This window comes from Terriglobus roseus DSM 18391 (assembly GCF_000265425.1).
In the GTDB taxonomy this organism is placed as follows: domain Bacteria; phylum Acidobacteriota; class Terriglobia; order Terriglobales; family Acidobacteriaceae; genus Terriglobus; species Terriglobus roseus.
This window is the reverse complement of sequence record NC_018014.1, coordinates 3,420,228-3,443,284: the sequence shown is the minus strand read 5'-3', so window position 1 is coordinate 3,443,284 and position 23,057 is coordinate 3,420,228. Positions and strand designations below refer to the sequence as shown.

Genomic DNA, 23,057 nt, shown 5'->3' with positions numbered 1-23,057 from the left:
GAGAGGGAGGCACGGGATGGGCGTTCTGAACGCGTTTCATTCGGGCGAGGTCGTCGCGCTGGGCTGGACGCTGCTGCACTTCTGCTGGCAGAGCACTGCCATCGCCATCGTCTACGCACTCGTCGACCGCTGCACCACGCGCGCAGCCGCAAGCGTGCGCTACGGCATCGCTCTTGGTGCGCTTGCATTGATGCCACTCGTCGCCGCGGCTACCTTCCTCGAGCAGGAACAGCTTGTCGCACACACGGTACAGAATCAGCAACAGTTCGCCGTCTCGCAACTGGGCACCATGCACGCCGCACTGATGCAACAGCTACCGATGGCAGCACCGGCAGTGGGGAACAGTGAGCTATGGATCGCGGAACACGCCAGCCTGCTGCTGCCCTGGATGGATGCACTCTGGCTCGCGGGCGTGCTGGTCTTCGCGCTCCGCGCCGTCGGTGGCTGGTGGCAGTTGCGCGGTCTCCGCATGCGAGCCCAGGAGAAGATCCCGCAACATCTGCGGGACAGCTTCGAAAGCCTTTCGGTGCGCTTCCGGCTCAGCCGCCGCGTGGTGTTGCGTGTCTCAAACGAAGCCGTCTCGCCCATGGTCTTCGGCATCTGGCGAACGGTGGTGCTGATGCCGCTCAGCGCAGCGATGTCCCTGACGCCCGAGCAACTGGAGGCGGTGCTTGCGCACGAACTCGCCCACGTCGGCCGCTGGGATTACCTCTGCAACCTGCTGCAGACCTCGGTCGAATGTCTCTTCTTCTTTCAGCCGGCCATGTGGTGGGTCAGTCACCGGGCACGCGACTTCCGCGAGGTCTGCTGCGACGAGATTGCAGCGAAGGCATGCGCCGATCCCGTCGTGTACGCCGAGGCGCTGCTGAACCTGGAAGAGCAGCGAGCACAACACTTCAACTTAGCCATGGCGCTGCACGGCGATGGTGGAACGCTTCTGAACCGAGTCCGCAGAGTGATGGGAGAAAAAGCGATGGAGCAGAAATCAATGAGTGGTATCCGCATGGCAGCAGTCAGCATGATCCTTGCAGGACTCTACGCAGCACCGCACCTGGCCCACGGCCTGAAGACAGATCACCAACAGATTGCTGCAGTGCCGACGCTAGCTGACACCGCCGTAGCGGCACCGGTAGCAGCCGTCGCTCCCGTAGCCGAACCACGGCCTGCTGCAATCGCTGCAGTGGCACCGCAGCCATCGCCAGTCTCGCCCGTAGAGCCGTTGCCAAACCCAAACCCAAACCCGAACCCGCAACCAAACCCGAATCCGAATCCGAATCCGCAACCCAATCCCAACCCGCAACCCAATCCGAATCCGCAACCTTCTGCGGACGCAGCACAGCAGGGCGGCGGCCTCCAGTATCTGCAGCGGATGCGCGAAGCCGGCTATCCGCTGGATCTGGATAAGGACCTCAAGCAGATCGTCGCGCTCCGTTCCGTCGGCGTCACACCCGAGTACGCAAAGAGCATGGCGCAGACAGGCCTTGGCACACCTTCGCTGCACGACCTCATCGCACTCAAGTCGATGGGCATCACGCCGGAGTATCTCGCCGGCCTCAAGGGCTCTGCGATTGCCCCAACGAACCTGCACGAAGCAATCACCGTCAAGTCACTCGGCATCACCCCGGACTACGCAAAGTCACTCGAGTCGCTGGGCCTCGGCAAACCCTCCCTGCATGACGTCGTCAGCATGAAGTCCGTCGGCGTAACGCCTGAGTACATCGCAACACTGAAGGCAAGTGGCATCCCTCCAGCGGATCTGCACGAAGCCGTCAGCATGAAGTCCGTCGGAGTCACACCGGAGTACGCCCGGTCCATGGCAGCGGCAGGCTTCTCCGGCATGAACTCGCATGAGCTGATCTCCATGCGTGCGCAGGGCATGACGCCCGAATACGCCAAGTGGCTCAAGTCGACCTTCCCCGACGCGGACAGCCACGCCATCCGTCAGGCAACGGCCTTCCACATCGATGCAGACTTCATCGCAAAGGCCAAGGCCAACGGCTTCAACAGCGCCAGCCTGGACAAACTCACCAAGCTGAAGATCTCCGGCCTGCTGAACTAACCACACAAGCAAAGTCCCTAAAGAGTCCCTGCGCACCCCGGCGCGCAGAAGGACACCTGCGTCCATTTTTCTAATGCAACGAAATACACGAGGTGACACGATGAACCGCTTTCTACTCTCGCTCCTTGTCTTCGCTTCGCCACTTACCTGCGTCGCACAAACCATGACGGGCCTCTGCATGGTCTCGGCATCGCAACATACGGAGAAGCCATCCACCGCGCAGGTCATGTTGTCTGAAAGTAACTGCGACAAGAACTCCGGCAACTGCATGGAGATGTCGAATCAAAGTCTCGACTGGCAGCGTCTGAGCGGCCTCTCACCGCAAACTCTCCAGGCGGATGGGGCCAAGGCATCCGCACACGTCACAGGCGATTCCGGCGACCTGGCGTGCGACGGTATCGTGCACGATGGTGTACTCTCCGGCCGCTTCCGCTTCAACGCCAGCCCGTCGTTCGCAGGCGCCATGGCCGCCATGGGCTTCGACGGTATTACACCGCACAAACAGCTCGCGTTTCTCATGATCGACGTCACACCCGCCTGGGCGAAGTCCATGCAGTCGCTCGGCGTGACCGAACTCTCGACCAATAAACTGACCGGCCTGCGCGCGCTGCACGTCGATGCCGACTACATCCATGCGATGGCTGCCGCAGGCTACCCGGAATTGCGCGCCGGCAAACTCACTGAGATGAAGGCCGTCGGCGTCACACCCGATAAAGTACGCGACGCCAAAGCCATGGGCTTTCAGCCCAACGAGTCGGAACTCATCCAGATGTCCATCTTCAAGATCGACCGGCCCTTCGTCGAACGCATGCGAGCTCGTGGCCTCAACGACCTCACACTCGCAAAACTCATCAAGATCAAGATCTTCAAGCTCGAAGAGTAAACAGGAGGCGCGGCCCCGCCGCGCACCTCGCTGTATCTCTGCCAAATTTTGCATTCCTACGGCGCCACGCATTCGTATTCAGCGACAGGAACCAACTCCACCCAGTCTGCGTACTCATCGTCACGCCTCATGAAGAAGCCTGGGCAGATCTTCGCCTGTAGATCGAACGACCTGTAGCCAAAGTTCCAGGAGTAAGCCGTGAAACGACCTCGATATGCCCTCGCTGCGGGCGTTGCGCCCGCGCTCGTCTTCAGTGCGTCTGCAGCAGCGCAAACCGGCTGCACACCACTCACAGGTATCGTCCATGATGCAACGTCAGCCATCATTCCCGGCGCATCGATTCAGCTCGATTCCACCGCCGCCATCCTCGGCGACTCCTCCGGACGTTTCCGCATCGCCTGCGTACCGGCTGGCCGCCACACGCTGCATGTTACTTTCGATGGCTTCGCACCGCTTAGCCTGGAAGTCAAAGCTCCAACATCGACGGACATCACCGTCAGCATGGTGCCGGCGGAGGTCGCCACCACCGTCGACGTGAGCGATAACGACGACAACACCGTCGCGGAAAACTCTCCCGTCTCAACGGGTCCCTCGCAGACCCTCACCGCGGGTCGTCTGCAAACGCTCGCGGACGATCCGGACGATCTACTTCGCCAACTCCAGCAGATGGCCGCAGCCGGGGGTGGCAGTCCATCCAGTGCGGCCATCTCGGTCGATGGCTTCCAGGGTGGCGATAACAACACAACGCTGCCACCCAAATCCTCCATCGCGTATATCAAGGTCAACCCCGACCTCTTCTCCGCCGAGTTCCGTAACCCGCCCTTCGGTGGTGGCCAGATCCAGGTCTACACAAAGGCTGGACAGCCCACCTTCCACGGCGCCCTCTTTGCGACCAACTCAAGCCAGTGGATGAATGCACGCGATCCCTTCTCCGTCACACGTGCAGCCATCGGTAAGCAGCGCTACGGCTTTGAACTCACCGGGCCCATCTTGAAAAAAGGGTCCGACTTTCTTCTCAATCTCGAGCATCGTTCCATCGATAACTTCGCCACCGTCAACGCCGTCGGTGTCGACGCCGCTGGTGTCCAGACACCAATCCTTCAAAACGTACCGTCGCCACAACGCATGTGGATCGGCATGGCGAAGGTCGACTGGCAGCTTGGCCCCAAGAACACGTTCATCGCAAGCTTCAATGCATGGCACAACCATAGGATGAACGTTGGCACAGGCGGCAACACGCTGCTCCAGGGCGGCTTTAATAATGTGTCCTACGACAACGAATTGCGCTTCACCGACGTGACCACCATCTCTGCAAAGGTCATGCATGAAGCACGTCTGGGGATCGAGTTCGACGGTCGCGACGTCCTCCCGAATTCCTTTGCGCCCCAGGTCCAGGTCGCAGGCGCGTTCACCACCGGCGGAAACACAAGTGGTGCCCAGCGCGATCATGAGATCGATGCCACCTTCGAAGACGACGCGATCATCAGCCTGTCGAAGCACCTCATCAAGGTGGGTTTGCAATCGGAGTACCTCCGCGAGCGCTTCCGCTACACCAATAACTTCAACGGCACATGGCTCTTTGGCGGCGGCACCGCGCCCGTCCTCGACGCGAACCACCAACCCACCTCCGCAAAGGAGACCATCACGGGTGTGCAGCAGTATGTGCGTGCGCTCAATGGCTATGCGGGCGGCGCACCAACCCAGTACTTCAACGTCAGCGGAAACCCCACGCTCAACCTCACGCAGTACCGTCTTGCCCTCTTCTTCCAGGACGACTGGAAGGTTCTCCCGCGCCTGCACATCGCCATTGGTCTGCGCTACTACACGCAGAGCAAGCCCATGGTGCACAACAACTTCAACCCGCGCTTCGGCGTCTCCTGGGCGCCCGACAAAAACTCGAAGTGGACGCTGCACGCGCACGCCGGCCTCTTCTCCGGTCGCTTCGGCGCGCACAGTTACGCCCAACTCCTTGGCATGGACGGCACCAACCGCGTCACCAGCCTCATCTACTCGCCATCATGCCCCGGCAGCTTCGATCCCAACACCTGCAACCCCTTCACAGGAGCCACGCCGCTCCAATCCATTCGCACCATCCAGCCGCATCTTCCGAACCTCTTCTACAGCATCCAGAACATCGGCTTCAGTCATACCATCGGCAAAGGCTGGACCGTCTCCGCGGACTATAACCTCGCGCAGATGTGGCATTACACCCGTACGGAAAACATTAACGCACCCACGAATGGCCAGCCACTCGGGCCACGTCCCCTTGCGCCCAACCTGAACATCCAGCAGTGGAACTCCAGCGGGCGCGGCTATGGCAACTTGATCTCGATGAGCGTCAGCAATCAGTCGCTCAAACGCCTGCAGTTCACCGTGGGCAGCACCCGCCAGGCCATCGTCGACACGAACAACGACGACCCGTTCACAGCGCCGCAGACGACCGGCACCAATGTCGGGGAATACGCCCGCCGCGCAGGGAATGCGCTGTGGAGTGTCTTCGGCAATGCGACCGCAAAGCTGCCCTGGGCCATGCAGTTCAGCGGGTCACTGAACGCGCAGGGTGATCGGCCGTACAACATCACCACGGGCTTCGACAACAATGGCGACGGCAACTTCACGGACCGGCCCCGGCTGGCGCCCTCCGGTGCTACCGTCTGCTCCACGGCCGTAACAAACAACTGTGCCTACGCCACGCAGTTCGGCCTGCTCTCACCAACTGGCACAGGCGCAACACTCAATCGCAACGCCGGCATTCAGCCCTGGACCGTCTACCTCGACACCAACCTGCAGCGAAGCTTCCGGCTCACACGCAACCCAAAGGCTGAGCACGCACAAACGCTCACGGCCAACATCCGCAGCTCCAACGCGCTGAATCATCTCAATGTCACCGCGGTCGGCAATATCGTCGGCTCCCCACAGTTCGGGCGGCCCTATCAGGGGGACAACGGTCGCCGCGTCGAAGGCGGCATTCGTTACGGCTTCTAAGGACAACCGGGCCGGTGACTTACCGAATTCGTAAAGATCCCGGCCCATTGCGATCAAATATTCATCAGCCGGGTGTTATAACGCGGCTTGATGAGAGATTTCATGCCGGAACAGATCAGCCGCCGCAGCTTTCTGCGGCAGAGTGTCGCCTTCAGCGCAGCGGCCGCCATCGCGCCGCTCCCGACCTTTGGTGCCGTCGGCGCTCACGGCGATGCCGAACTGCTCATGGTCGGCGACTGGGGCTACCATCGCCCCGCAGACCAGACGATCGTCGCCGCCAGCATGGTTCAGTACGCTCGCACGAACCGTGTAAAGTCGCAGGCCCTGCTGATGCTCGGCGACAACTGGTATGAAGAACTGCCCGGCGGCGTCGACTCCCCGCGCTGGAAGACCGGCTTTGAAGACATGTATCCGGCCAGCGTCTTCCCCGGGCCGGCGTACGCCGTGCTCGGGAATCATGACTACCAGATGTTCCCCATGAGCAAGGTAGACGTAGAGCTGGAGTACGCACGCCGCGGCCACTCGCGCTGGACGATGCCGGCGAAGTGGTACAGCTTTGACTTCCCGAAGAAGAAGCCGCTCATCCACTTCATCGCGCTCGACAGCAACATGCCACACCCCATCGCTCCCAACCGCGACGGCACACCCAACCGTAACTTCACGCTGACGGAAGACGAGCGCGTCGCGCAACTGCAATGGCTGGAAGCAGAACTCGCGAAGCCGCGGCTGACGCCCTTCACCATCGTCATGGCACACCATCCCGTCTACACCGACGGCCCACACGGCGACCACGCCACGCTCATCCGCGACTGGGATCCGCTCTTCCAGAAGCATGGTGTGCACGCTTACCTGGCAGGCCATGATCACGATCTGCAGCACCTCGAGTTCGAAGGGCATCCCACCACACACTTCCTCTCCGGCGGCGGTGGCGCAGACCTCTACGATCTCGCCATCGATCCCAAGGCACGCGGACCGTATGCGCAAAAGGTCTACGGCTTCAGCCATCTTTCGGTCACGGACAAGACACTCACCCTGCGTCACGTGGACGCACAGGGCCGCATCATCCACGCCCTTACCAAGACGCCGGACGGCAAAATGCAGATCCTGAAAAGCGCATAAGCGAATACGGAATGCCGTTGGCACGGTGCGGTAGTGTGGAAGAGACCGCAAAGCTCGAACAAGAGGGAAGCTGCACCGTGCCGATGAAGCGTGAACTGGAAATCTGTGTGGAGACGTTGCAGGCCTGCCAGGCTGCAGTGGAAGGCGGAGCCGATCGCATCGAGCTGTGCGCAGCGCTCTCAGAGGGCGGCGTAACACCCGGCGCTGGCTTCCTTCGCGAGGCGTTGGCATCCATCGCGCTGCCCATCCACGTGCTCATCCGCCCACGCAGCGGTGACTTCCTCTACTCCGACGCAGAGTTCCGCATGATCTGCACGGACATCGACGCAGCCATCGACGCCGGTGCTGCAGGCATCGTCGTCGGCATGCTGACGGCAGAACGCCAGGTCAACCGTGTCCAGATGTCAGAAGTCATGCAACGAGCAGCAGGGAAGTCCGTCACCTTCCACCGCGCCTTCGATCAGGCGAACGATCTCGCAACATCGCTCGAAGTGCTGATCGATCTCGGCTGCAATCGCATCCTCACCTCCGGCGGTAAGCCCACCGTCACCGAAGGCCGCAATGCACTCGCCCGTCTTGTGGAGCAGGCCGGGGGACGCATCCGCATCGCAGCAGGCGGCGGCGTCACGCTGCAGACCGCACCGCAACTTGCACCCATCGCAGGCCTCGACTTGCACGCATCGCTGCGCCCCAAGGCCGCACCAGTCGTGGGCGATGTCCTCTGGCAACCGCCCACAGGCAAAATCTCAGTCGAAGACGTACGAACGCTTAGCCACATCGTCCACACGGTCTAAGAGCGATCGCTTAGTTCGGCAACGCGAACGCAACATACGATCCATGGACCGGATCCACCGAAGCCGGATGCCCTGGCACGGCATGGGTGCGCGTCGTCGCGCGGGCCGACACGCAGAAGACAACATACTGCTTGCCGGCCACCTGGTAGATCGCAGGCATGCCTTCGATCGCTGAGGGCACCTCTGCCTCCCACAACACCTTGCCGTTGCTCGCATCCAGCGCGCGCACCTTGCGGTCACGCGTCCCGGTAAAGATCAGCCCACCCGCCGTGACCACGGGGGCCACCTTGGGGAAGTGTGATCCCGTCCCGGTGATGCCTTTCTCGGCAAGCTCCGGCACGTCGCCCAGCGGCGCCTTCCACTGCACATCGCCGGTGTTCAGGTCGTACGCAGTGATCGTCGTCCACGGTGGAGCAATCACCGGCAGACCGCTCTCGGCAAACATGAAACCAAAGCCGCTGCGATACCGCAGCGTCTTCGGATCCGCCGTGCTTGAAGCCGTAGTCGTCGTCTGTGTCATGGGCAGGCCCGGGTTCTTCAGGAACTTCATCAGGTCATCCACCTGCGCAGGCGGCAGACTGCCGAACGACGGCATCATGCCCTTGCCATAACGAACCGTCTCGCGAATCTGTGTCTCGGACAACCGGCTGTGGATATCAACCAGCGTCGGAATGACCGGCAACTTACCCTCGCGATTGATGCCATGGCACAGGCTGCACGTATTCGCATAGACAGCAGCGCCGCGAGCCTCCGCCGTGTTGCCCGCAGGAGCCGCGGGCGGCAACTGCAGCTTCAACATCGCCGGCAGATCCTTCGACACAACGTACAGATACCCATGCGCCGGATCGATCGCCGTACCGCCAAAGTTTGCGCCACCATTATTGCCCGGCATCTCCACCGTGTCGTCCGTCGAAGGTGGCGTGAACAAACCTTCATTGCGAGCAGAATCGATCTGCTTCTTCAGCCGCTCATGCTCTTCCGGTTCCAGATACGGACTCAGATCCTTCGATGTAAACGTCTGCCGCGCAAAGGGCACCGGCTTCGTCGGCACCGGCTGCGTCGGCGACGTCACCTCGCCGGCCATCGGAGACTTCGGCACCGCGCGCTCTTCCACCGGCCACAACGGCTTGCCCGTCACGCGATCGAACACCCACAGATAACCCGTCTTACTCGTCTGCGCGACGATGTCGACCAGCTTTCCGTTGTGCTTCACCGTAGCCAGCATCGGCGTGTTGGGATTGTCGTAATCCCAGATATCGTGATGCACCATCTGGAAGTGCCACAGCAGCTTGCCCGTGTTTGCATCCAGCGCCAGCAGGGAATCGCCGAACAGGTTGTTGCCCGCACGATTACCACCGTAGAAGTTGTACTTCGGGCTCGCCGTCGGCACATACACAATGCCACGCTTCTCATCCAGCGCCATGCCGCTCCAGGCATTCGCACCGCCCACCGTCTTCCACGCATCCTTCGGCCACGTGTCATAGCCAAACTCGCCCGGATGCGGAATCGTGTGGAACGTCCACGCAGGCCGCCCGGTACGAATATCAAACGCCCGAATATCGCCAGGCCCCGAGTCATACTCCTCGTTCGTCGCCGAGCCAAAGATGATCACATCATGGAACACACGACCGGGGTTGTAGGACTGCACCAGCGTCAGCCGCTGCACATCGCGCCCCAGTCCCTCGCGCAGATCCACCAGCCCATCCTTGCCAAAGCTCGTAATGGACTTACCGGTAGCGGCATCGATCTCTTCCAGATGGTTATCGACCGCCAAAATCAGCCGGCGATCCTTACCATCCGCGCTCTGCCAGTAACTCAATCCGCGATTCGTCACCAGCGGCGTCTTCGGCTTTAGCGGATGCGCCCAGATCTGCGCGCCTGTCGCCGCATGCAGCGCGACCACGCTGTAGTCCTGCGCCAGCACATACATCGTCTCGCCAATCACCAGCGGATTGAACGCATACAGCCGAGCATCGCCTGTAGGAACGCTCCACACCTGCCGCAGCGACTTCACATTCGCACGATTGATCTGCTTCAGCGCCGAATACTGCGAGCCATCCTCGGCACCGCCATAGGCCGACCAGCCCATGTGCGTGCCATCGCCCGCCACCTGCGCAGACCCAACCGCTGCTAATGCAAGCGAGCAGCCCACCAGCGCCCGAGCCACACCACTAAACAGCCTGTTCGGCATACGTCCCCTTGGCTTCCTGTGCAACGGCACTCGCGCGAGCAGCAAACGCCTGCTCATCCCGCGCACGCCAAAGAGCACCCTCAATCGGATCCACGACACCTTCGCTCGCCTGCAACTGCGGAAACTCCTCCCGCAGCGAAGCCAGCATCGCCTCGCGAACCGGCGCCACGCGCTCCATAATGCTGCCCGCAAAGGCCAGCTTCGGCACAAACGTCGCATCGCCCTGCAGCGTGCGCAAACGGCGAATCAACAGCCGCACCAGGTAAGCAAGTGCCTCACCCTCGGCCTTCAGAACCTCTTGCGCCACGACATCACCTTTGGCAGCGCACTCCACCACCAGGTGCGTCAGCCGCGAAACATCAGGAGTCGGCGTGCGGTTCGCATGTTCCACCAGCAGGTCGGTCGAACCCAGATCCCAGAACGCCAGCACCGCATCCTGCAGATCGGTCGTCCGTCCTTCATCAATCGCCAGGAAGATCGCACGCAACGCATGCGCGCCAATCGCATGACCCGATCCCTGATCGGCCAGCATCGGTCCCCATCCGCCGCATGTCGCCAGGGCGCCAGAAGGCGTGCGTCCGGCCACGTTCGATCCTGTACCCGCCAGCACCAGCACACCCGGCCCGCCCTGAAACGCCGCGTCCAGCGCAATCTCTACATCGCCCAGCAGCAGCAGGCTGCCGCCCACGCGCTCTGCCACCGTCTGCCGAAGCCAGTCCGCCACCAGCGGCACGCTCTCGCCCGCCGTGCCCAGGCACGTGCGCAGCACCGCCGACATGGGAACGCCGCTCGCCTTGGTCAACTCCGCCAGCCCCATATCCAGGTTGAGTAGCGCAGTGTCTGTATCTGTCCGAAGACGCTTGATCGTGCCGGTCCGATGCCGGGCAAGGACGCGCATCTCATCAGCCAGCACAAAGTCGGTCTTTGTACCGCCTGCATCGATCGCCAAAAAATAAGCCATGTGTCACTTTACTGTGCGGGACGTAAGTTGCCCGAACGATATGGCGTCCATCGTCATCATTGCAGGGCGTCGATTCCCGCCCACCTTGGAACAGCCCACCTCTTCAGGGTGCGCAAACGTCAAAACGCACCGGCCTCTCCAATTCTGATTGCCTGGTGGCGAAACGATCACTTTCCCCGCCGTCATCGCTGGTTTGCCATGTATTCTGTGGGAACTTCAGAGCCAGGAGATTTCTCCCATGAACCAACCGGCACCTCTAGCGACCGCCGCTGCTACACCTTCTGTGTCCACCGCGAACCGGTTCCGGCAAATGTTCGTGGCGGGCGGCATCGCCCTCGCGGCCTTGCTTTCCATCTCCGTCCTGCCCGCGCAACAGCAAAAGTCCGCCGCAGCTCTTAACGCCCCCGTACCGATCAATCCCAAGACCCCGGGCAACGACTGGATTCAGCTCTTCAACGAGAAGGATCTCGCCGGCTGGAGCCCCGTCGGTGCTGAGAGCTGGACCGTCGAAGGCGACGGCATCCTTCACGGCAAGGGCCTCACCAAGGCCTACGGCTATCTGCAGACAAACAAGAACTACAAGGACTTCCAGCTCTCGCTCCGCTTCAAGTGCGGCGGCGACGGCAACAGCGGCGTCTTCTTCCACACCGGCTTCCAGGGAGTCGATGCGACCCAGGGCTTCCAGTTTGAGATCGATTGCAGCATGATGCATCACACCGCCGGCGTCTACGCCGAGGACGGCCGCGGCTGGGTCGTCTGGCCCTCGCCGGAAAACGAAGGCGTCGTCCGCAAGGGCGAATGGAACGACTACCTCGTCGAGGTCGTCGGCAACCGTTACCGTTCCCGCCTGAATGGCGTCCCGATGGTCGATTTCACCGACCCGAAGCCCGGCGCACCAGACGGTACCATCGCACTTCAATTGCACGCCGGTGGTGATGGCAACATGCAGTTCAAGGACATCTGGATCCGAGACCTTTCCAAGCGTTAATGCATCTCACGTCTTGCGGCGCGGCTCAGATGCGCGCCAACCGTACTTACCTCGCACCATAGGACCTCTTCATGCGTGGATGGAACACAAGCCGCAGCCTTCGCTTACGCGTCGCTGCGGCTGCAGTCTTTATGCTGCCGGCCGGCTTCGCCCTGCGCGGCCTCGCTCAGCACATCGAAACTTCGACCTTCAACTCCAGTCCGTTGCGGCCTAAGGAAGATCCCAAGGCCGTCGCACGCGGCAAAAAGGCCTATGAGGCCAACTGCCAGTCCTGCCATGCGGCCGATCTGCGCGGTGGTCCCGGACCCAGCATCCTGCGATCCCAGGGAGCCCTGACCGACAAGAATGGTGAGAACATCACCGCCATCATCCAGGGCCAGGACAAGATGTTCCCAAATCACAAGTACGCCATCAGCAACGACGACTCGGCAGCGGTGGCGGCATTCATCCGCAGTAACCTCGCCCTGATCGGCAGCCAGGGACGTGCACCGGGTGATGGCACACAGAAGCTCAACGTCGTCGTCGGCAACGCCGAACACGGCAAGCAGTACTTTGAAGCCAAATGCGCAAGCTGCCACTCGGCAGAAGGCGACTTGAAGGGTTACGCGAAAAAGGTCTCTGACCCTAAGACCATGCAGGCAGCATGGCTACGCGGTAATCACCTCGGCGTACCCCAGCCGACCATTAAGGTCACGGTGACGCAGACGGGTGCCAAGCCCGTGGAAGGCACACTCATCCACGTCGATGACTTCCTCGTTACCCTGCAGCTGCCGGACGGCAGCGTCAAGACCATTCGCCGCAACGGTGACATCCCAAAGGTCGTCGTAAAAGACCCGCTCGAAGCGCACCGCAATCTCTGGCCCGTCCTCGCCGACAACGACATTCACGACATAACGGCTTATCTGGTGACCCTGAAGTGATGGCGCATAGGATTCTCTCTCTCGCTGCTGCAATGGTGCTGGCTCCCCTTGCCCTTACGCCCATTGCACCTGCCCAGAACGTAACCCAGCAGGACCTCCTCAAGCCGCTCGGCGAATCCTGGTATTCCCACAGCGGCGACTACACCGCACGGCGTTACAGTTCGCTCACTGCGGTCAACCGCCTCACGGTGAAGAACCTCACGCCGGCCTGGACCGCAAAGATGACGCAGGGCGAAAACCCTGTTGCGCTCACCGGTTACAGCCGCGTGCGTCCCGGCTCGAACACCGGCGGCGAGAGCCCCACCGGCTTCAACTCCTCCGGCGGCTCCATCAAGGCCACCATGCTTGAGGTCGACGGCATCCTCTACGCCTCCATGCCCGACAACGTCTGGGCCGTGGATGCGCGTAGCGGTGAGACCCTCTGGCATTACTACTGGAAGGCACGCGGCGGCACCCACATCGCCAGCCGCGGTGTCGGCCTCTGGCATGACTACCTTTTCTTCGAGACGCCCGATAACTATCTCGTCTCACTCGATGCCAAGACCGGCAAGGAACGCTGGCACCGCGAGATCGCCAAGGTAGAGGGCGGCTACTTCTCCACACCCGCACCTATGATCGTGAAGGATCACGTTCTCGCAGGCACCGGCAACGACATCGATGCACCGGCTTTCCTGAAGTCCTATGATCCAGAGACCGGCGACCTGCAGTGGACGTTCTACGTCACACCGCAGAAAGAAGGCGATCCCGGTCTCGACACCTGGAAGAGCCTCGATGCAGCACGCCACGGCGGCGGCAACATCTGGATGCCCGGCGCCTACGATCCGCAGACCAACCTCTACATTACCGGTACCGGTAATCCGACTCCCTCGTGGCAGACCGGCCAGCGCGGCGATGGTGACAACCTCTACACCTGTTCGCTCGTCGCACTCGACGTCGATACCGGCAAGCTGAAGTGGTACTTCTCCACCTCGCCCCACGACACGCACGATTACGACTCGTCGCAGGTTCCCGTCCTCGTTGACGGCATCTTCAACGGTCGCCCACGCAAGATGGCTCTCACCGCATCGCGCAACGGCTACTTCTTCGTCGTCGACCGCATCACTGGCGAGCACCTGCTCACCAGCAAGTACGGACAGACCACCAACTGGGCAGAGGGTCTCACACCCCATGGCGGCCCCAAAACCAATCCTGAAAAGGATGCGGCCATCGGCGGCACACTCATCTCGCCAAACTCGGGCGGCACCGTGAACTGGCAGCCACCGGCATACTCCCCGCAGACGGGTCTCCTTTACCAGTACGCAGCAGACACCTTCTCGATGGCCTACCTTACCGATCCCGATCCTCGCGGGTCCATGGGCCTCGGCGGCAAGGACGAACTGTCCATCGGCACGAATGGCAGCTACCTGATCGGTATCGACTACAAGACAGGCAAGGCTCGCTGGCGCCACAAGCTCTACACTCAGGGCTTCGGCGGCGGTGGTCTCCTCGCCACCGCTGGCGGCCTCGTCTTCAGCGGCGACGGCGCAGGAAACCTCGCAGCCTTCGACGCAGCCACCGGCAAAGCCCTCTGGGGTGCACGCATCGGCAACGTTAGCAACCCGCCCCAGACCTACATGCTCGACGGCAAGCAGTACATCCTCGCCGCAGTCGGAGACACCCTCTACTCCTTCTTGCTCTACTAACCCGCACCACATCAACCCCAAACAACAATCGGAGAGCCCGGCACTCCGGCTCTCCGATTTTGCTTCTGCTGACCTTCGAGCAGCCCCTTCATCCAAGCCACGAGAACCGGGTGCCCCATTCTTTGCGGAGCAAAGGGTGGGTTATCGCGCAAAGCGCGACCCGGAATTCAGCGCAGGTACGAGTTCTCCCAGCGTAAGAGAGGCGGACTGAAGGTCCGCGACTCCCTAGCCCAGGGCAAAGCCCTGGGTCCCGTAAACGATCAAGAGATCGCGGGCTGAAGGCCCGCGGCATCCCAGGCCCAAGTGAAGCCGGGTGCCCCATTCTTTGCGAAGCAAAGGGTGGGTTATCGCGCAAAGCGCGACCCGCAATCCAGCGCAGGTACGAGTTCTCCCATCGCGTAAGAAAGGCGGACTGAAGGTCCGCGACTTCCTAGCCCAGGGCGCAGCCCTGGGTCCCGTAAACGATCAAGAGATCGCGGGCTGAAGGCCCGCGACAAAATACAAATACCGCCACCGAGGTAGCCACGAATTGGATATCTTCGTAACGGAACAACCGCCCCACACCCGTCATCATCCCCAACGTAGAGACACAGATGCCCAACACACAGACAATCCGCTGGGGTATCGCCGGTTCCGGCGACGCCGCGAACCGCTTCGCACAAGCCATCCCTCACGTGCCGGACGCATCCGTAGCTGCCGTTTGGGGACGCAACCCTGAGACATCCGCCACCCTGGCAAAATCCTGCGGAGCAACGCAGGCCTCGGCACTCGACCATCTCCTGCAAGATCCCGCAATCGATGCGATCTACATCGCCACGCTACCCGACTCCCACGCAGCCATAGCGACGGCAGCGCTAGCGGTAAGCAAAGCAGTCCTCTGCGAAAAGCCAGTCACCGCAAACAGCAGGGAACTCGAGGCAATCCTCACCCTCGCGCAACAGCAGCGACAACTCTTCATGGAAGCCATGAAGCCCCCATTCTTTCCCGTCTATCGCAAGCTGCGCGAGCACCTGCGGCGCGATCCCATCGGCCACATCACCGACGTCCAATCAGGCTTCGCAACGGCGACCCAATCGCACCATCCTTCGTGGCGTCTGGAAACCGCAGGAGGCAGCCTGATGGGTATCGGCGCCTATCACGCCTTCCTCTCCATCGACTGGCTCGGCCCGGCAGACGCGGTCCAGGCTGCGGGGATCGTGGGCCAGAGCGGCGTGGACGCTTTCGCCACCGTGCAAACAAAGCACAAACAGGCAAACGCAGAATGGTTCAGCGGCCTCGACCGCGACGCCTCAGCGGGCGCCACCATCACCGCCGAGCACGCCACCATCACCATGCCCGGACCATGGTGGCGACCGGACACCATCACCCTCACATACAACGACGGCAGGCTCGTCGAATTGCACGAACCTGCCGTAGGCAGTGGCTTCCAATATGAGACCGAACACTTCTGCGATCTGCTGCGCTCCGGTGCGACCGAAAGCCCCGTGATCTCGCATGCGCACTCGCGTGCAACCATGGCGATCCTCGACCAGGCGCGCAGCCAGATCGGCGTACGCTTCGCAGCGGAGCGCTAGCGATTACTCCGCCAGAACAGCCTTATTCAGGTTGCGCGGGTTGTCCACGTCGATGCCGTTCTGAATCGCCATGCAGTACGAGAAGATTTGCAACGGAATCACTTCGCAGATCGTCAGCAACGCCTCGGTGGCCTCGTCGACGGGGATGACGTGATCGGCAAGCTCAGCCACGGCCGTATCGCCCGTGTTGGCAATCGCCACGATCATCGCGCCCTGCGTCCGCATGTCGCTCATCAACTGCACGACTTTCTCATAGCGCTCGACGGACTCACTATCCGAGCGATCGACGGTCGCGATCATGACCAGCGGAGACTCCTTGCTGACCAGGGCATTCGGCCCATGCTTCAGCTCACCGCTCGGATATCCCTCGGCGTGCAGGTACGACGACTCCTTCAGCTTAAGCGCACCCTCGCGGGCAATGGGATAGTGAACACTGCGACCCACAAACAGGAACGTACGAGCCTTGTGCAACGTCTCCGCAATGCTGCGAACGGTGCTCTCCCAGATCGGCAACTGACGGCGCACCGACTCGGGCAGGGCAGCAGCCTCAGCCAGCAGACGCGCACGGTCCGCCTCGGTCAGAGCCTTGCGCTCTTCGGCAGCCAGCAACGAAAGCACATACAGGTTCAGCAACTGCGCCGTGAAGCTCTTCGTCGCAGGGATCGCACGCTCGCGACCCGCAGCGGTCGGCATCGACACCGTCGCCTCACGCGCCATCGTCGATCCGGCAACATTGGTGATCGCCATCGTCTGGTGACCGGCCTTGTTCGCCTTGCGCAGCGCCAGCAACGTATCCACCGTCTCGCCCGACTGCGAAACCACCAGGACAGAAGCGCTCTTCAGCGCGTGCTCTGACCGGTAGCTGTACTCGCTCGCATATTCCACATCGACCGCAATGCCGCTGCGATCTTCAATCAAGAGTTCGGCCACAAGACTCGCGTGACGGCTGGAACCGCTGGCCGCAATCACGATCTCGCCCTTCGCGTCGCGCAGCCACTGCCGCACTGGCGCACACGCCTCCTCAACAAAACCATCTGCGGTGGCGAAGGTCGCCAGGGTTGCAGCCAGGGTCTCCGGCTGTTCGTGGATCTCGCGGAGCATCCAGTGGGGGAAGGGAGCAGGTGTTGCGGTGTCGGACATGGAGACACTTACCTCAATTTCTGATCGTTTGGGCCTGAATCAATCATAACGGACTGAGACGATTCAAATCTGCACTAAACCACCGCCGGAGGCAGGATTGGCGCACCATTCACACGCATCGGACGGTGGCCATACAGGGCAAAAAACAGCACATACGCATAGCAGAGCAACACAATCAAAAAGCTCGGCTGATACCCATAATGATCCGCCAGGAAACCCTGAATCTCCGGCACAACCGCACCACCAACCACCATCGTCACCAGGATTCCGGACGCCTGGCTCGTGTACTTACCCACACCTTCAATCGACATCGGGAAGATGCACGGCCACATCACGGAATTGAATAAACCGCAGGAAACAATGGCCCAAAGCGCAATCGGACCATGTCCAAACACCGCCACGGCAACAAAGACACAACCCAGCGAAGCCACAAAAGTAAGCGCCCGAGCCTGCGCCACATACCGCTGCGCCCAGGCGCCGATAAAGCGCCCAACCATCGCACCGCCCCAGTAAAGCGATACATACTTCGCAGCGTCTGCATGACTAAGTCCGCCCATCGAAGGCTGGCCAAGATAGTTAATCAACAAGCTGCCAATCGAAACCTCAGCACCAACATAGGAGAAAATCGCAAACGCGCCATAACGCACATGCCGAAAATCCCATGCGCTGCCGCCGCCCTTTTCACTCGGATCGCGCTGCGGAATCAAGTCAGGCAGGTGCATCACCTTGGTGATCAAAGCAAGTGCAAACGCCAGCATCGACAGCACGACATAGGGCATGCGCACCGAGTGCGCCAGTTCCGCAGTCGTCGCTCCAGCCGCAACGAAGATAAAGATCGCACCCACACGCGGCGCCAGAGTGCCGGCCACGGAGTTAAATCCGCCCGCAAGGTTCAGTCGTGACGCAGCCTTATTCGGATCACCCAGCGCACTGATATACGGATTCACCGCAACCTGCAGTAGTGCAAGCCCGCAACCAACAAGGAACAGCGCAAACAGGAACAGCGGATACGCAATCACGATGGACGCCGGGAGGAACAGCAGAAGCCCAACACCAATGGTCGCGAGCGCAGCAACAATACCGTTCTTATAACCAATCCGCCCGACGATCTTTCCGGAAGGAATCGACAGCAGAAAGTACGCCCCGAAAAATGCGAACTGCACCAGCAGGGCACGCACGTTCGTAAGCTGGAACAGGTCCTTGAAGTGCGGCACCAGGACATCGTTCATGGCGGTGATAAAGCCAATGCCAAAGTACAACGCCACAATTAATGCCAGCGGCAGCGCGTAGCTGCCTCCCTTGGCCGATACCGCCGGCTGTGCCTGTTCCGTGCTTCCCAGTGCCATGAATACCTCTGTCGGTGCAGCTTATCGCAGTTCGGATCGATCCGTTACGGGACGATCAACGTTCAAGCAAACTCCACCACGCGACCTTCACGTGCTGAAACATAGAAACCTTCCAAGACCTTCATCACGGCCACAGCCTCCTGCGTACCGATCGGCAGAGGACCGCCAGATGTGATCGCGTCCCGCATGCCCTCGTAAAAGCGCTGCTGACAGCCTCGCGGACTCGGTGTTCGAGTTTGCGCGCCACTCGCCCCCTCGTAAAAAACGCCCTCATCCGGATCTATCCCAAACTCAGGATCAAGCGGACTCATACCCCTCTGCAGCTGCGGTTCTTGGGTGTCCGCGCCAAACTTCGCCCAGCTCCCAAGCGTGCCATGCATCTGCGTCCGCGGCCCGCCACCCGATACCAGCAGCGAAGCATGAAGCACTACGCGCATATGCGGGTAGAAGAGAATGGCATGGCCCCAGTCGTCCGTCTGCCCGCCGCGCCGCAGCGTAGCCAGTGAGCCCTGCACAGACAGCGGCATGCCGAACAGGTGCAAAGCCTGATCGATCATGTGCGGTCCAAGGTCGAACCACAACCCCGCGCCGGGGCCAGGATCTTCACGCCAGCGTTGCCGCACATTAGGCCGGTAGCGATCCATGTGGCACTCGAAGTGAGTCACCTCGCCGAGAACGCCGGACTGCAGCACCTGCTCCGTCGCAAGAATCTCACTATCCCACCTGCGATTGTGAAACACCGAAAGCAGCCTGCCATGCTCCTGCGCAATAGCAGCCAAATCCTCCGCCTCTTGCAGTGTGATGGTGAATGGCTTGTCGATGACTACGTGCTTCCCCGCACGAAGCGCCGCCGCAGCAAGAGGGAAGTGCGAGTCATTCGGCGTTGCGATAACGACAAGATCCACATCGGCATCGATCGCTGCGTCAGCAACCGCGGCGACACGCACACCGGGGATGCGCTCATGCACTGCTTCAGGTCTGCTGGAACCGACCAGGCTAAGTTCCAGTCCATCGACCGCCTGAATCAGCGGCGCGTGAAAGGTCTTGCCCACATAGCCATAGCCAAGCAGTGCAACGCGAACGGGTTTCAAGGTACGACTCAAGCTCTATCTCCAACAGGGTTAGGTCTCGTCATGCTACAGGCGCCGGCGAGCAAAATGCATCGTTGTATCCTGATCGCGTGAGCGCTCATCGAGTGCCGCTGAGCCACCGGTTCGCAGGAGATCATGTCGACAAAAACTGAGGCACGCTCCGACCAGATCATGAAGGTGCTGCTGCGCAAAGGCACTGTCTCAGTGGAAGACCTGGTGGAACAGACGCGTTGTTCCGCGCCCAGCATCCGGCGCGACCTCACGCGTCTGGAACAGCGTGGACTGATCCTGCGTACCCATGGCGGCGCCGCGCTCGTCGAGCCGCTGCTGTATGAACCCTTCCGCCACGACACATCCTTCCAGGCGCGCGAGACGCGGCACGCAGACGAGAAACGACGCATCGGTGTCGCCGCCGCGGAACTCATCCAGCAGCACGAGACGATTGGCATCAGTGCGGGTACGACGACAACGCAGGTCGGTCGTTCACTGCGGCATCGCGCCGGTGTCCACGTCGTCACGAACGCCATCAACATCGGCATGGAGTTGTGCAACCAGCCCTCCATCAAGACCACGCTGACCGGCGGCACACTCGCCTGGGCGTGGGCCTTCGCATTGGCGGGTCCGCAAGCACTGCGGACACTCGAAGACATCTGTCTCGACAAGGTCTTCCTCAGCGTCACAGGCTTCAGCCTGGAGCGAGGTGCGACCACACTTGAGATAGAAGAAGCCATCGTCTCCCGCAAGATGCTGGAACAGTCCAAACAGGTGATCGTGGTAGCCGACTCCTCGAAGATCGGGAAGTCCGGCCCAAGCATCATCTGCCCGCTTGACCACGTGCATGTACTCGTCACCGACACTGGGCTCTCCGCTGTGAAGCGAAAACAGTTCGAGAGGCGCGGCGTGCAGGTGATCTGTTGTTAGAAGTTGAAGCGGTCCGAAGATTACTCTCCGGACCGCCCATGGACTTAGACGAACTTTGAGATGTCGATGCCGAGGTGGTACTCCTCGCGATCGCTCTCAATCTCGTCCCACGTAACAACACGGCCAAGCTCAGCAGACTTGCGGCCCAGCATGCAGCTACGCGCCGTCTGCACACCCGTCTCAATCTGATTCTGATACTTGTGGCCGGTGATGCTGTCGATGAAGTCGCGATCCTTCATCTTGTCGGCATCGGCAAGGTTATCGGTGAAGGCTCCATCAGCCGCAAACTTCGTGTCCTTTGCAGCGGGCTCTGCACTGTTCGTCCAGGCCCACGGCTGTTTGCCCAGGATGCGCAGCGGTCCCTTATAAGGCGCCTCTGCCAGGCCTTCGCTGCCGAAGAAGTGCTCTGCGACGTCGAAGAAGCCATTCTGGTTGAACTGTGTGGAGTTGAAGACAAACTCAACGCCACCGGGATAGGTGAAGATGACCTCGTAGTTGTCATTGATGTTGCCGAAGTTCTGAATCACCTTACGGCTCGCGCGCGCATCGGCCTTGATGGGATGCGCTCCCATGATCCAGTTACAGACGTCGATGACGTGAATATTCTGTTCCAACAGAATGTCGCCGGAAAGTGTCTTGTCCCACAGCCAGTTGCGCAGGCGCTGTTCGTCCTTCGGCATGTTGCCGCGGTCGGGATAGGTAGCAGGCGGTGCGTTGTAGTATCCGCTCAGCGATGCAATCTTGCCGATCTGGCCTGCCTGGATGCGGCGTGCAATCTCAACAAATGGCGGTGCCTTACGGATCTGGAAGCCGACCGCCACACTCACCTTGCCGTCGATGCGCTTCGCAATCTCAAGCGCACGGCGCGTCTGCGGAACATCCACGCCCACGGGTTTTTCGCAGTACACATGCTTGCCGCCGGCGGTCAGAACATCCATGTGCTCCACGTGAAAGAACGGTGGCGTGGAGATCTGCACCGCATCGATGTTCGGGTTTGCTGCCATCGCCTTGTACGCGTCATGGCCGTGGAAGGTCAGCTTCGGATCGATGGCAGAAAAGCCAAGTCCCTTATTCACTTCATCGAAGTGCGTCTTACCCTTCGCTAGCTGATCCGGGAAGATGTCACCCAGCGCGACGATGCGTGCATCCGTATTCTTCGCGAACGACGTAGCCACAGACGTGCCACGCTTGCCGCAACCCAGCAGGCCATAGCGCACCGCAGAGTTCGCAGCATAGCCAAAGGCGGTGCTCGGCTTCACAAACAGGAGCCCGCAGGCACCTGCACTACCCAGTAGAAATTTCCTGCGATCCATCGGTGCTCTCCGTTTCCCCTACGCGTGGTTGACCTGGTTCAAAATGCGTTCGAGATAAATCTTCTCTGCCTTCACATCCGCAACCTGCTGCGGTCCTGAGGTCTCGCGCTCGATGGTGACCGCGCCCTTGTAACCCGCTGCGTGCAGTCCCTTGAAGACCGCAGTGAAGTCCACATCACCCTTGCCAATCATCACTTCTTCGCCCAGCTTCGCTGGATCCGTGGGCCACTTGCCATCCTTGGCATGCATGGCCTTGACGTACGGTCCAAGCACCTTCAACGCATCGACTGGATTGGCCTTGCCGTAAAGAATGACATTCGCCGTATCAAGACCAACGCCGATCGCAGGATTGTTCACATCCTTAATCATGCGCAGCATGGTGATGGGTGTCTCCTGCCCCGTCTCCATCAGAAAGCTCTGACCATTGGCGGCGCAGTGCTCGGTAAGCTGGCGAATCGCGACGACCGTCTCCTGATACAGCTCGTCCTTCGGATCTTCCGGAATGAAGCCGCAGTGTGTCTGAATCTGCCCGATGCCAAGCATCTTGGCGAAGTCGGAAGTCTGCTTCAAAGCATCCATACGTGCCTGACGATACGCACGCGGCACCAGTCCGATCGTCGCAGGACCTTCGATGAAGTTCCACTTCAGCGGCTGCGGATTCACAACTTCGGCCGTCGTTGCGGTCACCTGGTACTTATCCAGCAGGTCGCCAAACTGCTTTGCCAGCGCGGGCGTGAACTTACCGATAAAGCCGTCGAGCGAGAGGAAGCACGTCTTGAATCCAAGATCGTGCACCAGCTTGATACGAGCTTCCGGATCCGGGAAGGGCTTGATCAGCAGTCCCAGTGCCATGGGCGCGTGTGAGGGCTGCTTCTTCGCCTGCGCATAGCCAAGGCCTGTGAAAGCACCCGTGCCGGCAAGTCCCGCGGCCACTGCTGTCTGTGCAGCGTACTTCAACAGATCACGCCGTCCCTGGTTGACGGCATCTCCTGTTTGCTCCTGCTTATGTCGCATCGTCATTCCCCCTGCTGTTGGTATGCACCGGCAATCACCGATGGGTTACAGAATCTGCAAAGTCAGACGACGCCTG

17 protein-coding genes are annotated in these 23,057 nt (G+C 60.8%); 10 read left to right on the top strand and 7 right to left on the bottom strand.

What is annotated here, in order from left to right:
• The first annotated feature begins 16 nt into the window (after positions 1-16).
• From TERRO_RS14120 to TERRO_RS14100, 5 genes are all read left to right on the top strand, one after another.
• Complete coding sequence (locus tag TERRO_RS14120) at positions 17-2,059, top strand: M56 family metallopeptidase (protein WP_014786367.1); 2,043 nt, start codon at positions 17-19, stop codon at positions 2,057-2,059.
• Positions 2,060-2,159: 100 nt separating this feature from the next.
• The gene (locus tag TERRO_RS14115) at positions 2,160-2,942 is read left to right on the top strand and encodes a hypothetical protein (RefSeq protein WP_014786366.1); all 783 of its coding nucleotides are present in this window, start codon (positions 2,160-2,162) and stop codon (positions 2,940-2,942) included.
• Positions 2,943-3,140: 198 nt separating this feature from the next.
• Positions 3,141-5,927: a TonB-dependent receptor gene (locus TERRO_RS14110; protein WP_014786365.1), complete on the top strand. Its 2,787-nt coding sequence runs from the start codon at positions 3,141-3,143 to the stop codon at positions 5,925-5,927.
• 102 nt (positions 5,928-6,029) lie between these two features.
• On the top strand, positions 6,030-7,046 hold the full coding sequence (locus TERRO_RS14105) for a metallophosphoesterase (protein ID WP_014786364.1): 1,017 nt from the start codon (positions 6,030-6,032) through the stop codon (positions 7,044-7,046).
• An 11-nt stretch (positions 7,047-7,057) separates the two neighbouring features.
• Positions 7,058-7,840: a copper homeostasis protein CutC gene (locus TERRO_RS14100; RefSeq protein ID WP_014786363.1), complete on the top strand. Its 783-nt coding sequence runs from the start codon at positions 7,058-7,060 to the stop codon at positions 7,838-7,840.
• Positions 7,841-7,850: 10 nt separating this feature from the next.
• On the opposite strand, the gene TERRO_RS14095 is transcribed toward TERRO_RS14100, so the two are convergent.
• Positions 7,851-10,031: a pyrroloquinoline quinone-dependent dehydrogenase gene (locus TERRO_RS14095; RefSeq protein WP_014786362.1), complete on the bottom strand. Its 2,181-nt coding sequence runs from the start codon at positions 10,029-10,031 to the stop codon at positions 7,851-7,853.
• Positions 10,012-10,992 carry an N-acetylglucosamine kinase gene (locus tag TERRO_RS14090; RefSeq protein WP_014786361.1) on the bottom strand — a complete coding sequence of 327 codons (981 nt, stop codon included), beginning with the start codon at positions 10,990-10,992 and terminating at the stop codon, positions 10,012-10,014. Before TERRO_RS14090 ends, TERRO_RS14095 begins: the two co-directional genes overlap by 20 nt.
• 238 nt (positions 10,993-11,230) lie before the next feature.
• Between TERRO_RS14090 and TERRO_RS14085 the strand changes: the two genes are divergently transcribed.
• The 4 genes from TERRO_RS14085 to TERRO_RS14070 all read left to right on the top strand — a co-directional run bounded on the left by TERRO_RS14085 (position 11,231) and on the right by TERRO_RS14070 (position 16,156).
• Positions 11,231-11,980, top strand: a complete 750-nt coding sequence (locus TERRO_RS14085) for a 3-keto-disaccharide hydrolase (protein WP_014786360.1) — start codon at positions 11,231-11,233, stop codon at positions 11,978-11,980.
• A gap of 71 nt (positions 11,981-12,051) precedes the next feature.
• Positions 12,052-12,900 (top strand): c-type cytochrome, encoded by an 849-nt coding sequence (locus tag TERRO_RS14080; protein WP_014786359.1) that lies wholly within the window; start codon positions 12,052-12,054, stop codon positions 12,898-12,900.
• Positions 12,900-14,582, top strand: coding sequence for an acido-empty-quinoprotein group A (locus tag TERRO_RS14075; protein ID WP_014786358.1), 1,683 nt, complete (start codon positions 12,900-12,902; stop codon positions 14,580-14,582). Before TERRO_RS14080 ends, TERRO_RS14075 begins: the two co-directional genes overlap by 1 nt.
• A 593-nt stretch (positions 14,583-15,175) precedes the next feature.
• A complete protein-coding gene (locus TERRO_RS14070) occupies positions 15,176-16,156 on the top strand; it encodes a Gfo/Idh/MocA family protein (protein WP_014786357.1) in 981 nt (326 codons plus the stop codon).
• A 3-nt stretch (positions 16,157-16,159) separates the two neighbouring features.
• On the opposite strand, the gene TERRO_RS14065 is transcribed toward TERRO_RS14070, so the two are convergent.
• The 3 genes from TERRO_RS14065 to TERRO_RS14055 all read right to left on the bottom strand — a co-directional run bounded on the left by TERRO_RS14065 (position 16,160) and on the right by TERRO_RS14055 (position 19,745).
• On the bottom strand, positions 16,160-17,296 hold the full coding sequence (locus TERRO_RS14065) for an SIS domain-containing protein (protein WP_014786356.1): 1,137 nt from the start codon (positions 17,294-17,296) through the stop codon (positions 16,160-16,162).
• A gap of 74 nt (positions 17,297-17,370) precedes the next feature.
• A complete protein-coding gene (locus TERRO_RS14060) occupies positions 17,371-18,642 on the bottom strand; it encodes a sugar MFS transporter (protein WP_014786355.1) in 1,272 nt (423 codons plus the stop codon).
• A 62-nt stretch (positions 18,643-18,704) separates the two neighbouring features.
• Positions 18,705-19,745 (bottom strand): oxidoreductase, encoded by a 1,041-nt coding sequence (locus tag TERRO_RS14055; RefSeq protein WP_014786354.1) that lies wholly within the window; start codon positions 19,743-19,745, stop codon positions 18,705-18,707.
• Between the two features lie 123 nt (positions 19,746-19,868).
• Between TERRO_RS14055 and TERRO_RS14050 the strand changes: the two genes are divergently transcribed.
• Positions 19,869-20,654, top strand: a complete 786-nt coding sequence (locus TERRO_RS14050) for a DeoR/GlpR family DNA-binding transcription regulator (protein ID WP_014786353.1) — start codon at positions 19,869-19,871, stop codon at positions 20,652-20,654.
• A gap of 44 nt (positions 20,655-20,698) precedes the next feature.
• Here the strand turns inward: TERRO_RS14050 and TERRO_RS14045 are convergent, their stop codons facing one another.
• Both TERRO_RS14045 and TERRO_RS14040 read right to left on the bottom strand, forming a co-directional pair.
• Positions 20,699-21,967, bottom strand: coding sequence for a Gfo/Idh/MocA family protein (locus tag TERRO_RS14045; protein WP_014786352.1), 1,269 nt, complete (start codon positions 21,965-21,967; stop codon positions 20,699-20,701).
• An 18-nt stretch (positions 21,968-21,985) separates the two neighbouring features.
• Positions 21,986-22,981, bottom strand: coding sequence for a sugar phosphate isomerase/epimerase family protein (locus tag TERRO_RS14040; RefSeq protein WP_157178353.1), 996 nt, complete (start codon positions 22,979-22,981; stop codon positions 21,986-21,988).
• Between the last annotated feature and the right edge of the window lie 76 nt (positions 22,982-23,057).